The following is a 14,781-nucleotide window of genomic DNA, read 5'->3' on the forward strand; positions in this document are numbered from 1 at the left end:
TAATTGTCGCTATCGGAAGTGAATGGACTTCTTCGGCATTTGCCCCGGCCTGCGCCTTTGGTCTACGTTCTGACACTCCCCGCCCGCCGCGCTTCGCGCTTTGGGCGAGGGTTCTGAGATCACCCCCAGAACCTTCCTGCTTCCACACGCCTTCACTAGATAGCAGCTAGGCCGCTGCCCTCCGCTCCGGTCGCTCCACAGGCTAACCCCGCCAGCCCGGCGGTTTGTATATTCCTGGCCGCGTTGATGTCGCGGTCAATGGGATAGCCGCAGCTTTCGCAGTGCCAGTGACGTTGCGACAGCGGCAGCTTCTCAACCTTGTAGCCACAGCCATGACACCGCTTGCTGCTGGGGAACCACTGGCTCACTTTCACCAGTTGGCGCCCCGCCCAGGCGGCCTTGTATTCCAGTTGCCGGACGAACTCACCCCACCCGGCATCGCTAATGGATTTAGAAAGCCGTCTATTCTTGATCATACCAATGATATTAAGTGACTCGACGCACAGGACTTGGTTTTCGTTAATGAGTGCGCGGGTCGCTTTGTGGGTAGCGTCACGGCGACAGTCGGCGATCTTGGCATGTAGCCGTGCCACTTTCCAACGGTGTTTGTTGCGGTTGTTTGAACCTGCCTGTTTTTTCGCCAACCGGCGCTGCAAGCAGGCCAGCTTCGCCTCGTAGCGTTTCAGATGACGCGGATTGCCCGATTTTGCGCCGTCACTGGTAATGAACAAATCGCTCAAGCCGAGGTCAATGCCGACCGTTTTGCGCGTGACCGGAAGCGCTTTTGGCACGAAATCACACAGGCAACTGATGAAGTAGCGTCCAGCACGATCGCGTGAAATCGTGATGGTAGAGGGTGCAGAGGGTAGTGACCGGCTCCATCGGATGGGTAACGGCGTCTTCGCTTTTGCGATAGTGATCTCACCATCCCGATAGCGGAACGCGGCCTTGGTCAGCCGGATCGACTGCCGGCAATCCTTGCGCTTGAAACGTGGGTAGCGCGCCTTGAGCGTTGGGTTGAAGAAGTTGTCGAAGGCGGCTTTCTGGTCGCGGAGCGTTTGCTGCAGGATCACGCTGGAAACATCCCGCAACCACGGAAACTCCGCCTTTAAGCCCACCAGTCGCTTTTCCGCCGATGAGTGCGAGACCGATTCACCGCGCTGCTGATACGCCTCGGTGCGATAGGCCAGGGTATTATTCCAGACAAAACGGGCACACCCGAACGACTGCGCCAGCAGCTCAGCCTGTTCGGAGGTGGGGTAGAACCGTTCTTTGTAGGCACGCTTTGTCATGCTGTATAAATATCAGGGTAATGAGGCGAAGTCAATCTGGCACCGCTACGCGGTGCGCGCTTGTATCACCGCCCGACTGGGCGATGCTTTACGCGCTGTTTGGTAAGCACGGCGCTGGAGCGCTCTGCACCTCAGGATGCGGGTGGTAGCGCTCACCGCAGCGTCGTGTGTACTTGCCTTCATGGAAGGAGTTACGTGTCTGTGCCTAAAAAGGAGTGACCGCACATGAGCGACCAACAGCAACCCCCACAGCATCAGCAAAAACAGCCGGGCGATGAGCATGCCATGCGCCCCGAGCCCGAGTACATTCGCGACAGCTATCGCGGTGCCGAGAAGTTGTTGGACAAAGTGGCGATCATCACCGGTGGCGACAGCGGCATCGGCCGAGCCATTGCGGTGCACTACGCCCGTGAAGGGGCCGACAGTGTGATCGTGCACCTCAAGGAGAGCCGCGACGCCGAAGAGACCAAGCGGCTGGTAGAGGCCGAAGGCCGCCGCTGCCTGGTGCTGAAAGGCGATGTGGCCGCGCCCAGCTTCTGCCGAGAAATCGTCAACCGCACCCGGCAGGAATTCGGCAAGATCAATATCGTGATCCATAACGCAGCCGAGCAGTACGACTGGGACGACATCACCGATATCCCGGACGACCAGTTACAGCGCACCTTCCAGACCAACGTGTTCAGCCACTTCTATCTGACCAAAGCGGCGCTGCCCCATCTGAGCGAAGGCGACACCATCATCGCCACCTCCTCCATCAATGCCTTCAAGGGCAATGACACGCTGATCGACTACACCGCCACCAAGGGCGCTATTCAGGGGCTGATACGCTCGCTGGCGATGTCGCTGATGGACCGAGGCATCCGTGTCAACGCCGTGGCTCCCGGCCCCATCTGGACACCGCTGATTCCGGCCAGCTTCGATGAAGAGAAAGTCGCGGAGTTCGGCAATCAGGTGCCGATGAAACGTGCCGGACAGCCCAGTGAAATCGGCCCGGCCTACGTGTACCTGGCCTGTGAAGAGTCATCCTACATGAGCGGCCAAACGCTGCACCTGAACGGTGGCGTGATTCTGAATACCTAGCAACCATCTGAGGCGGCGATGCCGCCTCTAAGATGAATCACGAGTGTGAGAGCTTGGGGAGTCGGTCATATTGCTCCATCGCCTTTTGCATATCTTTTCCAACCTTCAGAAAATCGCTGCTCAATGCCTCTGCATCGCTCTCGTGCACGACAAACTCGACAGGTTGGATTGCCTGCCGCTTTTGCGGAAAGATCGTAGTGACACTGGCAATGTGTGCGACACGTTTGAGGTTCATTGCGGCATCCCTCGGTTAGTTTCTTTTACCATAGCGCAAAGTGACTCTCGTTAGGTAGTCGATAGCGCGCATGGTGCCGGTTTTCCCCACTAACCCGCCAGATTCTTCACCAGCACCTTGGATTTACGGGCGTGGTTGTAGGCCTCGCGTTTGAGGGGGGGCAGGTCTTCCAGGCTGGCGGCGCGGAAGCCTCGCTCCACGAACCAGTGGGCGGTATGGGTGGTGAGCACGAACATATCGGAAAGCCCCCGCTGGCGGGCGCGTCGCTCCAGTGCTTCGACCAGACGCTCGCCGCGCTCGCCGCCCCGGTAGTTGCCATGCACGGCCACGCAGGCCAGCTCGCCCACGGTGGTCTCGGGGAAGACGTGCAGCGCCGCGCAGCCGATCACCATACCGTCGCGCTCGATGACCATGTAGTCGTCGATTTCATGCTCCAGACGCTCCCGGGAGCGGGCCACCAGCATGCCGCGCCGCTCCAGAGGTTCCAGCAGCTCCAGCAGGCCCGCCACGTCATTGAGCGTGGCCGGGCGAAGCTGCTCGTAGCGGTGCTGGGTGATCATGGTACCCACACCGTCGCGGGTGAACAGCTCCCCCAGCAGCGCATCATGGTTGCGCCAGGAGAGCAGATGCGTGCGGGCCACGCCTTCCCGGGCAGCGGTGCAGGCGGCATTAAGATGGCGCGCCAGCTCGCTGCCGGGCGCGGCCTGCTGCAAGCGCGGTTCGGCTTCGAAAGGTGAAAGCTGGCGCAACAGCGCGCCCTGCTCGTCTTCCAGGCCTTCGGATTCGCCCAGCAGAATCAGCTTGTCTGCCTTGAGCGCCACGGCGGCGTGTTGGGCCACTTCCGAGGCGTCCAGGTCGAATACTTCTCCGGTGCTGGAGAACCCCAGCGGCGGCAGCAGCACCAGCGAGCCCTTCTCCAGCAGCCCTTCGATGGCGCTGGCGCGCACCCGGCGCACCTCTCCACTGTGATCGAAGTCCACGCCTTCGCGCACGCCCAGCGGCTTGGCGGTGACCAGATTGCCGGAAATCACGCTCAGCTCCACGCCGTGCAGCGGCGTGCTGGGCAGCCCCAACGAGAGCCGCGCTTCCAGCCAGAGTCGCTGGTGCGCCGCTACCTGCTCCACATGGGCCATCACGGCGCGGTCGGCGACCCAGCGGCCATCCACCCGAGTGGGCTCCACACCGGCGGCCGTCAACGACTCATGCACCTGGGGGCGAATGCCGAATACCACCACCAGGCGCACGCCCAGGGTGTGCAGCAAGGCCAGGTCCTGAATCAGCTGCTCTCCTCGGCCCGACGCCATGGCTTCGCCTTCAATCAGGATGACAAAGGTTCGCCCCCGGTGGGCATTGATGTACGGGGAGGCATTACGAAACCAGTCGACAAAGGGGAAACGTGTGTCCAAGGGCCGCTCTCCGGCAGCAGGTGAATGAAAGTGATCACGCTTACTTTAACAGAGCATAAAAAACAGCGGCACCTTCTATTGCAGCGATCTCCTGTCGAGACCGGCTGCCGAAGATGCCGCCGTATACCCGCCAAGCGTTAGCCTGGGGAGAGGTGTATCAGCCGAACATGCCCTTGAACATGAAGAAGAACACGATGGCCAACCCCGCCCCGGCGGGCAGGGTAATCAGCCAGGACATGACGATGGTGCCGATCACCCGCAGGTTCAGCGCCGCCATGCCACGGGCCAGGCCCACGCCGAGGATCGCCCCGACCAGCGTGTGGGTGGTCGAGATGGGCAACCCGGTGCCCGAGGCCAGCACCACGGTGGTGGCTGCCGCCAGCGTGGCGGCAAAGCCACGGCTGGGGGTCAGTTCGGTAATGCCGGTGCCCACGGTGGCAATCACCTTATGGCCGTAGGTCACCAGGCCCACCACGATGCCGCCACCGCCCAGCACCAGCACCCACCAGGGCACCAGCGCGGCACTGTCGATCACGCCGTCGCTGCGCACCACGCTGATCACCGCCGCCAGCGGGCCAACGGCATTGGCCACGTCGTTGGAGCCATGGGCAAACGCCATGGCACAGGCAGTGAAGATCATCAACACGCCGAACACCCGCTCCACGTTGGCATAGCCGAAGTGGTCACTGGCGCTCTGCACGTACTTGATACGCCGCTGCATGACCACCCCGACGCCCATGATCACGATGCCGATCAGAATCGACAGCAGGAAGCTCTGGCCAAAGCCCAGGTCGAGCCCCACGTGGGTCAGCCCCTTGGTGAGAGTGACCATGGAGACGATGAAGCCTACCAGAAACACATAGCCCGGCACGTAGCGCTTGGCGGCGGCAAACGGGTCCTTGTTCTCGAAAATCAGGTACTGCACCGATTTGAACAGCACGAAGCCGATGGTGCCCGCCAGCAGCGGCGAAATGACCCAGCTGGAAGCAATGGTGCCCACGCGGCTCCAGGCCACGGCTTCCACGCCCAGGCCCACGGCACCAAAGCCCACGATGGCGCCCACGATCGAGTGAGTGGTCGACACCGGCCAGCCTCGGGCCGAGGCAATCATCAGCCAGATACCCGCCGCCAGCAGGGCCGACAACATGCCGTATACCAGCAGCTGCGGGTTGGCTTCCAGCAGTGCCGGGTCCAGCATGCCGCCACGAATGGTGGCGGTGACTTCGCCCCCGGCCAGCCAGGCCCCCAGGAACTCGAAGATGACCGCAATGATGATGGCTTGCTTGATGGTGATCGCTTTCGATCCCACCGAGGTGCCCATGGCGTTCGCCACGTCGTTGGCACCTACGCCCCAGGCCATGAAGAAGCCAAACAGGCAGGCCAGAATGATAAAGATGTCACCGTGCTGAGCAATAATCTGCATGGGAGCCCCTTAGCGTGCGGTCAGGATCTGCAGGCGGCTGCCCACGCGTTCGGCGCGGTCGGAAACTTCGCCGACCCAGTCGATGATCTTGTAGAGAAAGATCACATCCACGGGGGGAAGCTGGCTTTCCAGCTCGAAAAGACGGCGGCGAATCGCCACCTGCTGATCATCCGCCTGGTGCTCCAGCACGTGCAGCTCGCGGATCATGTTCTGCATCACGTCCGAGACGTTGCGCCCAAAGCCGGACTCCAGCAGGTCCTTCAACTCTTCCAGCGCCTGGCGCGCCTGGGCCACGCAAGCCACACTGGTGGCCATGTACTCGCGCATCAAATCGGCCAGCTCGTCGGGCACGCGCATTTTACGGCCCAGCATGATGCCGGTAATGTCACGCACCTTGTTGGCGATCTTGTCCTGTACGCTGATCAAGTCGAGCAGGTCCGAGCGCGAGACCGGCAGGAACATGCTGTTGGGCAGGTTGAGCCGCAGCTCGGTCTTGAGGGTGTCGGCTTCGTGCTCCAGCGAGGTCACCTGCTCGCGCAGCTCGGCGGCGGCGTCCCAGTCACCGGCAAGGGTCGCTTCGAAGAACGGCAGGAGGAGGTCGGCGCATTCATTGGCCTTGACGATGTGGGCCAGCAGCGGCTGGAATGGCGAGCGGCCAAACATCGCGGAAAAAGGGTTGGAGGTTACCATAGAGCCTTTAGCCTGTTTTCGGGGAGCCTGGAAATGGCGGGCGACAGTATAAAGAGTGCGCTCGGCTTCGTCATAAAAAGTTCATTTAACCGTCATCAATACGCAACATAGACCACTTGGCAGGAAGCGTCATGACCCAACACCCTCATCCGGCGGCCCCTCAGGAAGTCGAACTGAAGCTGGCCCTGGGGCCCGGCGCGCTCGACGCGCTGCTGGCCCATCCGCTCTTGGCAGAGCCGCCCCAGCAGCAGGCCTTGACCAACACCTATTTCGATACTCCACAGGGCCATCTGGCCGCTGGCCGGGTCGCCGTTCGGCTGCGCCGACTGGGCCAGCGCGTGCTGCAAACGGTCAAGACCGCAGGCCAGGGCGGCGGCGGGTTATCGCGTCGTGAAGAGTGGGAGTGGCCACTGGACGAGCACGCTCTCGACCAGGCTGGGCTGGCCAAGCTGCCGCCGTTTCAAGGGCCGTTGGCCGAGCAGATAGCGGCGCTGCAACCCACGCTGAGCACCGATTTCCACCGCCGTACCTGGCCGTTGGCATGGCAAGGCAGCGCCATCGAGCTGGTGGTGGACGAAGGGGAGATCGTGGCGGGCAGCGCCCACGCCCCTATTGGCGAGGTCGAACTGGAGCTGAAAGAGGGCAGCGCCGATGCGCTATGGGGGTTGGCCCTGGCACTGGCAGAGCGGGTGGCACTGCGCCCTTCCGACAGCAGCAAGGCCGCCCGAGGCAATGCCCTGGGCCAGCAGCAGTGGATGCTGCCCGAGGCCAGCACCCCCAGCGCATGGCTGCACCGCGCCACCGTGGCGCTGGACGCCTTCCATGACAGTGGCCACCCCGAGCACCTGGCGGCGGCCCAACAGGCGCTGAGTGAACTGGCCCAGCACCCGGCGCTGGATAACGCCGCACGGCGCGAGGCCATCATACTGACGGCCGAGCTGGATGCCACCGGCCAGCCCACGGCGGCGTACGGCGTTGCAGCGTTGACGCTGGCCCGTCGCCTTGGTCAGCAAACCGCGCTACGCTGAAACGCATCCCCCTTGGCCGCTTATTTCAGGACGAAACCATGAGCTTTGACCTCAGCCCCGGTGCCGAAGGATTGCGCACGCGGTTATTCCACGTGATTTTCGAGTCGGATACCCCGGGGGCCAAAGCGTTCGATATCGCCTTGATCATCGCCATCCTGCTGAGCGTGGCGGTGATTCTGCTGGGCAGCGTAGAGCAGTACGCCCAGCGCTACGACACGCTGTTTTTCTACATGGAGTGGATGTTCACGCTGCTGTTCAGCCTTGAGTTGCTGGTGCGCCTTTACTGCCTGGAGCGGCCCACCGTCTATCTCAAGAGCTTTTACGGGGTGGTCGATGTGATTGCGATCATCCCCACCTGGCTGGTGCTGCTGTTGCCCGGCGCCCATGCGCTGGTGATCGTGCGGATTCTGCGCGTGCTGCGCATTTTCCGCATCCTGCGCCTGATGGAGTTCGTCGGCGAAGCCCGGCTGCTGCTGGATGCCCTGAAGCGCAGCCTGCGCCAGATTTTGCTGTTCTTTTTCAGCATTCTGATGCTGGTGACGCTGTTTGCCGCGCTGATGTACACCATCGAGTCCGACGAGGCAGGTTTCACCAGCATCCCGATCTCCATTTACTGGGCCATCGTCAGCATGACCACGGTGGGCTACGGCGACATTGTGCCCGCCACCCCGCTGGGCAAGGCCATCACCGTTATCCTGATGCTGATTGGTTACTCGATCATTGCCGTGCCCACCGGGGTATTCTCGGCCCAGGTGATCCGCTCCATCCGCGAAGACCGCTACTCGGAAGAAGCCTGCCCCGGCTGCGGCCACGACCGCCACGAAAAGCGCGCCCGCTACTGCCTGCGCTGTGGCACCTGGCTGGACGAAGAGAGCGAAGACCCGCGCAAGCCCAAGGAAGAACCGCCCGAGGAAGCCCCCCAACAATGACGCCAGCGCCGGGAGGCGCTGGCGTCATGGCTAGCAGGAAAGAGGGCTTGTGAAAGAGAGCGAGTGAAACGCTACTGGAAAGGCGTGGTGTCGCCGCGCCCTTCCCGCACGATGGTCGGCGGCAGTTCGCGCAGGTCGATGACGCTGGTTGGGTCCAGGTGGCAAGCGCCGCCGTCGATGATCAGATCCAGATGCGCCCCAAAGCGCTCGCGGATCTCTTCCGGGTCGCTCATGGGCAGCGTTTCCCCCACCGGAATCAGCGTCACGCTCATCAGCGGTTCACCCAGCGCTTCCAGCAAGGCGTGGGTAATCCGGTGGTCCGGCACGCGTACGCCTATCGAGCGGCGCTTGGGGTGCAGCAGCAGACGCGGTACTTCCGTGGTGGCATCCAGAATGTAGGTGTAAGGCCCCGGCGTGTGGGCTTTCAGCAGCCGGAACACGGCGTTGTCTACCTTGGCGTAGGTACCGATCTCGGAAAGGTCCGAACACATCAGGGTAAAGTTGTGCTTGTCGTCCAGCGAGCGCAGCCATTTGATCTTCTCGATGGCCTTCTTTTCGCCCAGGTGGCAGCCCAACGCATAGCCGGAGTCGGTGGGGTACGCCACCACGCCCCCTTTGCGAATGATCTCGGTGGCCTGATCGATCAGCCGTTTCTGCGGGTTCTCGGGGTGAATCTGGAAATATTGGCTCATCGCTTGCTCCTGCCGTTCGGCGGTCCGTTCGTTGCACATTGGTTAGCGCGATACCGACAGCTTAGCCGATACGGCGCGTGATCACCCAGCCGCCAGCATGCCCGGCGCGGCATCGCGCATGTGCGCCAGCCGAGGGTGTTCCCAGATGGGCGGCGCGGCGGTACGTGGCACCACGCTCATGCTGCCCGGGGCGGCGTGGCTGCCGGGAAAGTGAAAATCGCTGCCCAGCGAGGCGTACAGCGAGCGCTCCACCAGCTGACGCGCCAGGTCACGGGTGCTGTCCGGGTTCTGCTGGCCGCTGACCAGCTCGACCGCCTCGCCCCCTGCGGCGGTGAAAGCATCCAGCAACAGGCCACGCTTGCGCCGGGTCAGCCCGTAGCGCAGCGGGTGGGCCAGCACCGCGACGCCGCCGGACGCCACCACCCAGCCCACGGCATCGGCAATTTCAGGCCAGTGGGCTTTCACATCGCCCTTCTTGCCGCTGCCCAGGTAGCGCTTGAAGGCTCCGGCCCAGTCGGCCACCACGCCTTCCGCCACCAAGGCACGGGCAAAATCCGGGCGCCCCAACGGGCGGTCGCTGCCTGCCTGGGCGCGGGCCTTGGCCAACGCATCGGGCAGGCCCATTTTCTCCAGCCGCTCGGCAATCACTTCAGCCCGCTGGATACGCGCCTGGCGCTGCTGCTCCAGGCCCTCCACCAGCGCTCCCTGCAAGCCGCCTGGCATCAACGCCACCACGTGAATACCGATGCCCTGCCAGCGCGTGGATAACTCGCAGCCGGGCACCAGACACAGGCCCGCCTGCTCGGCGGCCAGGCTGGCTTCTGCCGTGCCGTCCATGGTGTCGTGGTCGGTGAGGGCAATGTGCGTCATGCCTCGGGCGGCACATAGCGCCACCAGCTCGTCAGGCGGCAGCGCCCCATCCGAGGCGGTAGAGTGCATGTGCAAATCGACCGGGTAGCGCTGATCGGCATCGAACACACGGGGCAGTGCAGGGGGAAAAGCTTCAGGAAGTCGTGGCATTAGCATGACGCCGTGTGGCGAGTTTGTCAGAATAGGCGTGTGGTACAACAGCTCGCCATGGTGCGCGTTAACCAGCACGCGGTCAATGCCGGGAGCGATTGCAAGGCTTCCCCAACCGCACTGCCTTCAAGGAGTTATCCCCATGCTGTATGCAATTATCAGTGAAGATGTGGCCAATAGCCTAGAGCGCCGACTGGCCGCCCGCCCGGACCACCTGGCACGGCTGGAAGCGCTGCGTGACGAAGGCCGTCTGGTATTGGCTGGCCCCCACCCGGCCATCGACACCGACAACCCCGGCGAAGCGGGCTTTAGCGGCAGCCTGGTGGTGGCCGAATTCGACAGCCTGGAAGCGGCCAAGGCGTGGGCGGATGCCGACCCTTACATCATTGCCGGGGTCTATGCCAAGGTAATTGTTAAGCCGTTCAAGAAAGTTTTGCCTTGACCCACAAGGGCGACTGTGGAGGGTCCGCCTGCTTTTTCACAGAGCCTGTGGAAAACTCTGTGAAAACACGGCGGACGCTTTTCTATAAGCCAGAGATAGCGCCCTGCCGAACAAATTGATCACTTTTTGACCACCTTCGTTCACCCTTCGACCACCACGGATATTCGCGTGACCCAGCGCCCCACTGACCTGCCCCCGCTGGCGGCCATGACCGCCCCGACGCTCTCCTGGAACGACGATGCCCCGCACTCTGATGCCTTCGGTGACGTCTATTTTTCCCGGGAGGACGGTCGCGCGGAAACCGAACACGTCTTTCTGGCGGCCAACCACCTGCCCCAGCGGTTTGCCGAGTGGCAGGCACCCCGGGCATTCGTGATTGGAGAAACCGGCTTTGGCACCGGGCTGAACATGCTGTGTGCCTGGGCCTGCTTCGAACGCCACGCCCCACCAGGGGCACGGCTGCACCTGCTCTCTACCGAAAAATTCCCGTTAGGCCACACAGCCCTGGCGCGTGCCCTGAGCGCCTGGCCATCGTTGGCCAGTTATTCACAGGCGCTCTGCGCCCTGTGGCCCGATCCCGTCAGCGGCGTTCACCGTTTGCACCTGAGCGAACGCGTCACCCTGGACCTGCACTTTGGCGACACCACCGAACGGCTGGAAGCCTTGCAAGGCCAGGTGGATGCCTGGTTCCTGGATGGCTTTGCTCCTTCCAAAAACCCTGAGATGTGGCAGCCCGAGCTGTTTGCTGCCATGGCGGCCCGTTCGCGGCCCGGGGCCACCTTTGCCACCTTCACCTGCGCGGGGATCGTCAAGCGCGGCCTGAAAGCTGCAGGCTTCGCCTGGCAGAAGGTGCCTGGCTTCGGTCGCAAGCGGGAAATGCTGGCCGGCAGTATTGCCACACCGCCTGTGGACAACCGCCGCCAGCGGACGCCGTGGTTTACGCCACCGCCCACCCTTCGCTCACAGCACATCGTGGTGATTGGCGCAGGCATGGCCGGGAGCAGCGTGGCGGCAGCCTTGGCACGGCGCGGCCGCCAGGTAACGGTGCTGGAGCGTGAGCAGCCCGGCGCGGGCGGGTCGGGTAATCGGCAGGGGGCGCTGTACGTGAAGCTTGCGGTGGAAACCAACTTGCAGAGCCGCTTCTACTTGGCGGGGCTGCTCTACAGCCAGCGCTGGCTGGGCCAACTCGCGGCCGCGGGGCCACAGCAGCCGCCGCTCTGGCAGCCCTGCGGCGTGGTGCAGCTGGCCTTGAGCGAGAAAGAGGCCAGCCGCCAGCAGCGCTTCATGGCCCACCACCCGCTGCCGGAAACGCTGGTCGCGGCCAGCGAGGCCCCCGACGCGCTGGCCGGAGTGCCCACGGCAGCGGCACAGGGCCTTTTTTACCCACAGGCGGGATGGGTACAGCCCAAACGGCTGTGCGAGCAACTGCTGCAACACCCCGGCATTACCCTGCGCCACGGGGAAGCCACGGCGCTGCACGCCACGCCAGCGGGCTGGCAGATTACCCTGGCCAACGGCGACACCCTGGCCGCCGACCAAGTGGTAATTGCCACGGCGTCATTGGCCAACGGTTTCGCCCAGACGGCGGAGCTGCCGCTGCAGCAGGTGCGTGGCCAGGTGAGCGAACTGCCGCTGCCGGAGGGCACGGCGGCTCCGCAGCGCGTGGTGTGTGCGGGGGGCTATGTCTCGCCGCCGCTGGAGGGCGTGCTCACCTTCGGCGCCAGCTTCGTGCCCAACGATGCCACCACCCACACCGCCGACGCAGACCATCAGCGCAATCTCGACGAGTTGCGCCAGGCCTTGCCTGACTGGGTCGCGGCGCTGGAGGCCGCCACAGGCCCGCTGACACCCAGCGCCTTGACGGGCCGAGCCGCCGTGCGCGCCGCCAGCCCCGACAAGACACCCTATGCCGGGCCAGTGCCCGACGCGGCGGCGTGGCGCACGGCCTACGCGGCGCTGGCCAAGGATGCCTCGAAGGTGCCGAAGACCCAAGGCCAACACCATGGCGGGCTGTGGATCTCCACTGCCCACGGCTCTCGTGGGCTGGCCAGCGCGCCGCTGTGCGCCGAAGTGCTGGCTTCCAGCCTGTGCGATGAGCCGCTCCCTCTGGAGCAGCCGCTGGTGGACCACCTGCACCCGGGAAGGCGCCTGATCAGTGCGCTGATCCGCGCTCAGTAATCGCCTTCTTCCTCGTCATCGGCCAGCTCTCGCCCAAAGGCACGCCATTGGGCGAGCGTCATCACTTCAGTCATTTCCAGCTCCAGGTCATGGGCGATGATCAGCTCGTGACGCTCCAGCTGCCGCTTGACCTCGGCGACCCAGCCGCGCATGCCTTCGCCGGTATCGGTGGTGTCGTAGCCCTGGCGGGTCACGAACGCTTCCAGCAGCGCATCCAGCGTCTCGGGCGGCAGCATGCGGGCGGGGACTTCTATGAAACGGCTCATTCGCTCTGCTCCCACGCGTTCAAACGCTCGATAAAGGTGGCTTCGTCGATCACTTCGACGCCTAGTTCCTCGGCTTTGGTGAGCTTGCTGCCCGCGGCCTCACCGGCCACCAGGCAGGTGGTCTTTTTGGACACGCTGCCCGCCACTTTGGCCCCCAGCGCCTGCAAACGCGCCTTGCCCTCATCACGGGTCATGCTCTCCATGGCGCCGGTTAGCACCCAGGACTGGCCTTCCAGCGGCCTGGGCCCCTGGGCCACCTCGGTTTCCTGCCAGACGACCCCCGCCGCAATCAGCGCATCCAGGGTGTCGAGGTTGTGCGGCTGCCGGAAAAAGGTATGGATGTGTTTCGCCACGATGGGCCCTACGTCGTTGACCGCTTCCAGCGCGGGCGTGTCGGCCTCCTGAAGGGCTTGCAGCGTGCCAAAGTGGTTGGCCACGTTGGCAGCGGTGGCTTCGCCCACTTCACGAATGCCCAGTGCGTAAATGAACCGTGGCAGCGTGGTCTGCTTGGCTTTTTCCAGCGCATTGACCAGGTTGGTGGCGGACTTTTCCCCCATGCGCGGCAGGCTTTTGAGCTGCTCGACGGTCAGGTGGAACAGCTCGGCGGGGGTCTTGACCCAATCCTGCTCGACCAGTTGCTCGATCAGTTTCTCCCCCAGGCCGTCGATGTCCATGGCCTTGCGGCTGGCAAAGTGCTTGAGCGCTTCCTTGCGCTGGGCTGCGCAGTAGAGGCCGCCGGAACAGCGGGCCACCGCCTCGCCTTCCAGGCGCTCGACTTCTGAGCCGCACACCGGGCACTGGTCAGGGAATACAATGGCGCGGGCTTCGGCTGGGCGCTTCTCGACATCGACACGCACCACTTGAGGAATCACGTCCCCCGCCCGGCGAATGGCCACGGTGTCGCCAATCATGACGCCCAGGCGCTCGATCTCATCGGCATTGTGCAGCGTGGCGTTGGACACCGTCACCCCCGCCACCGTGACCGGCTCCAGCCGTGCCACCGGGGTAATCGCGCCGGTACGGCCTACCTGAAACTCCACGTCGTTGAGCAGCGTGACTTCTTCCTGGGCAGGGAACTTGAAGGCCACCGCCCAGCGTGGCGCGCGGGCCACGAAGCCCAGCTCCCGCTGGTGGCGCAGGTCGTTGACCTTGATCACCACGCCGTCGATGTCGTAGCCCAGCTGGTCACGCTTTTCGCCCAGCCGTTCACAGTAGTCGGCCACGGCGTCTGGCCCTTGCAACACGCTCAGCTCGGTGCTGGTTTTGAACCCCAGCTGGGAGAGCCTGACCATCAAGGCGCTGTGGGTGGTATCGCCCATATCGGGCTCCAACCGCGCGGCCTGATAGGCGTGGAACTCCAGCGGTCGCGTTGCAGTGATGCGCGGGTCGAGTTGGCGCAGGCTGCCTGCTGCCGCGTTACGCGGGTTGGCAAACACCTTGCTGCCCTCGTCTCGGGCACGCTGGTTCAGCGCTTCGAACCCGGCGTGGCGCATGATGACCTCGCCACGCACCTCCACCAGCTCGGGCAACGTGCCGCCCATCAGCTTGAGCGGCACCGAGCGCAAGGTGCGCAGGTTGGAGGTAATACCCTCGCCCGTACGCCCATCGCCACGCGTTGCCCCGCTGACCAGCACACCCTGTTCGTACACCAGCGAGACCGCTGCGCCATCCAGCTTGGGTTCGCAGCTGAACTCGATCTCCTCGGGCTGGCACTCCAGGCGCTCGGCCACCCGCTGGGCGAAGGCCACGATGTCTTCCCGGCTGAAGGCGTTGTCCAGCGACAGCATGGGAATGGCATGGGCCACTTCCGAAAAGCCTTCCGCTGGGGCCGCGCCCACTCGCTGGGTGGGCGAATCTGGTGATATCAGGTCAGGGTGTTCTGCCTCGATCTGCTGCAAACGTTGCAGCTTGCGGTCGTAGTCGGCATCGGTCAGCGTTGGCTCGTCCAGCACATAGTAGCGATAATTGGCGTCATCCAGATCAGCGCGCAGTTGGCCAATCTCTTCCAGCAGGGCGGGGTCTAGCGAACTCATGCGGACATTCCGAAACAAATGAAAAAGGGGTCAGTGAATCATCAATGCGGTCGTAACAAAAACACCC

Annotated in this window: 14 protein-coding genes; 5 read left to right on the forward strand and 9 right to left on the reverse strand. The window is 63.7% G+C overall.

The genetic code is table 11. The features are described from left to right. Nucleotides 1-155: 155 nt before the first annotated feature. Nucleotides 156-1,292, reverse strand: coding sequence for an RNA-guided endonuclease TnpB family protein (locus tag KVY02_RS14095; RefSeq protein ID WP_218313748.1), 1,137 nt, complete (start codon nucleotides 1,290-1,292; stop codon nucleotides 156-158). A gap of 225 nt (nucleotides 1,293-1,517) precedes the next feature. Here KVY02_RS14095 and KVY02_RS14100 point away from each other — a divergent pair, with 225 nt between their 5' ends. Further along, nucleotides 1,518-2,372, forward strand: a complete 855-nt coding sequence (locus KVY02_RS14100) for an SDR family oxidoreductase (RefSeq protein ID WP_039183505.1) — start codon at nucleotides 1,518-1,520, stop codon at nucleotides 2,370-2,372. A gap of 37 nt (nucleotides 2,373-2,409) precedes the next feature. Here KVY02_RS14100 and KVY02_RS14105 read toward each other — a convergent pair whose 3' ends face one another. The 4 genes from KVY02_RS14105 to KVY02_RS14120 form a co-directional block, all read right to left on the reverse strand. Then, nucleotides 2,410-2,607, reverse strand: coding sequence for a hypothetical protein (locus KVY02_RS14105; protein WP_218313749.1), 198 nt, complete (start codon nucleotides 2,605-2,607; stop codon nucleotides 2,410-2,412). A gap of 89 nt (nucleotides 2,608-2,696) precedes the next feature. Then, a complete protein-coding gene (gene argA / locus KVY02_RS14110) occupies nucleotides 2,697-4,013 on the reverse strand; it encodes an amino-acid N-acetyltransferase (RefSeq protein WP_218313750.1) in 1,317 nt (438 codons plus the stop codon). Between the two features lie 157 nt (nucleotides 4,014-4,170). Next, complete coding sequence (locus KVY02_RS14115; protein ID WP_218313751.1) at nucleotides 4,171-5,436, reverse strand: inorganic phosphate transporter; 1,266 nt, start codon at nucleotides 5,434-5,436, stop codon at nucleotides 4,171-4,173. Between the two features lie 9 nt (nucleotides 5,437-5,445). Further along, nucleotides 5,446-6,126, reverse strand: coding sequence for a TIGR00153 family protein (locus KVY02_RS14120; protein ID WP_039183511.1), 681 nt, complete (start codon nucleotides 6,124-6,126; stop codon nucleotides 5,446-5,448). A 131-nt stretch (nucleotides 6,127-6,257) separates the two neighbouring features. Here KVY02_RS14120 and KVY02_RS14125 point away from each other — a divergent pair, with 131 nt between their 5' ends. Further along, complete coding sequence (locus KVY02_RS14125) at nucleotides 6,258-7,154, forward strand: CYTH domain-containing protein (protein ID WP_218313752.1); 897 nt, start codon at nucleotides 6,258-6,260, stop codon at nucleotides 7,152-7,154. Nucleotides 7,155-7,192: 38 nt separating this feature from the next. Next, a complete protein-coding gene (locus tag KVY02_RS14130; protein ID WP_016914812.1) occupies nucleotides 7,193-8,083 on the forward strand; it encodes an ion transporter in 891 nt (296 codons plus the stop codon). 71 nt (nucleotides 8,084-8,154) lie between these two features. Here the strand turns inward: KVY02_RS14130 and KVY02_RS14135 are convergent, their stop codons facing one another. Beyond that, nucleotides 8,155-8,775, reverse strand: coding sequence for an L-threonylcarbamoyladenylate synthase (locus KVY02_RS14135; RefSeq protein ID WP_016914813.1), 621 nt, complete (start codon nucleotides 8,773-8,775; stop codon nucleotides 8,155-8,157). A gap of 81 nt (nucleotides 8,776-8,856) precedes the next feature. Beyond that, nucleotides 8,857-9,795: a PHP domain-containing protein gene (locus KVY02_RS14140; RefSeq protein ID WP_016914814.1), complete on the reverse strand. Its 939-nt coding sequence runs from the start codon at nucleotides 9,793-9,795 to the stop codon at nucleotides 8,857-8,859. 142 nt (nucleotides 9,796-9,937) lie between these two features. Between KVY02_RS14140 and KVY02_RS14145 the strand changes: the two genes are divergently transcribed. Together KVY02_RS14145 and mnmC are read left to right on the forward strand one after the other, a co-directional pair. Continuing rightward, a complete protein-coding gene (locus tag KVY02_RS14145; RefSeq protein ID WP_016914815.1) occupies nucleotides 9,938-10,237 on the forward strand; it encodes a YciI family protein in 300 nt (99 codons plus the stop codon). A gap of 207 nt (nucleotides 10,238-10,444) precedes the next feature. Then, the gene (gene mnmC / locus KVY02_RS14150; protein ID WP_256357611.1) at nucleotides 10,445-12,415 is read left to right on the forward strand and encodes a bifunctional tRNA (5-methylaminomethyl-2-thiouridine)(34)-methyltransferase MnmD/FAD-dependent 5-carboxymethylaminomethyl-2-thiouridine(34) oxidoreductase MnmC; all 1,971 of its coding nucleotides are present in this window, start codon (nucleotides 10,445-10,447) and stop codon (nucleotides 12,413-12,415) included. Here the strand turns inward: mnmC and KVY02_RS14155 are convergent. After that, nucleotides 12,409-12,681, reverse strand: coding sequence for a YheU family protein (locus tag KVY02_RS14155; protein ID WP_016914817.1), 273 nt, complete (start codon nucleotides 12,679-12,681; stop codon nucleotides 12,409-12,411). The two genes, mnmC and KVY02_RS14155, sit on opposite strands and share 7 nt — an antisense overlap. After that, complete coding sequence (ligA, locus tag KVY02_RS14160) at nucleotides 12,678-14,714, reverse strand: NAD-dependent DNA ligase LigA (RefSeq protein WP_218313753.1); 2,037 nt, start codon at nucleotides 14,712-14,714, stop codon at nucleotides 12,678-12,680. The genes KVY02_RS14155 and ligA overlap by 4 nt, the downstream gene beginning before the upstream one ends. Between the last annotated feature and the right edge of the window lie 67 nt (nucleotides 14,715-14,781).

It is taken from the genome of Halomonas sp. 18071143 (assembly GCF_019211725.1).
Lineage (GTDB): Bacteria > Pseudomonadota > Gammaproteobacteria > Pseudomonadales > Halomonadaceae > Vreelandella > Vreelandella stevensii.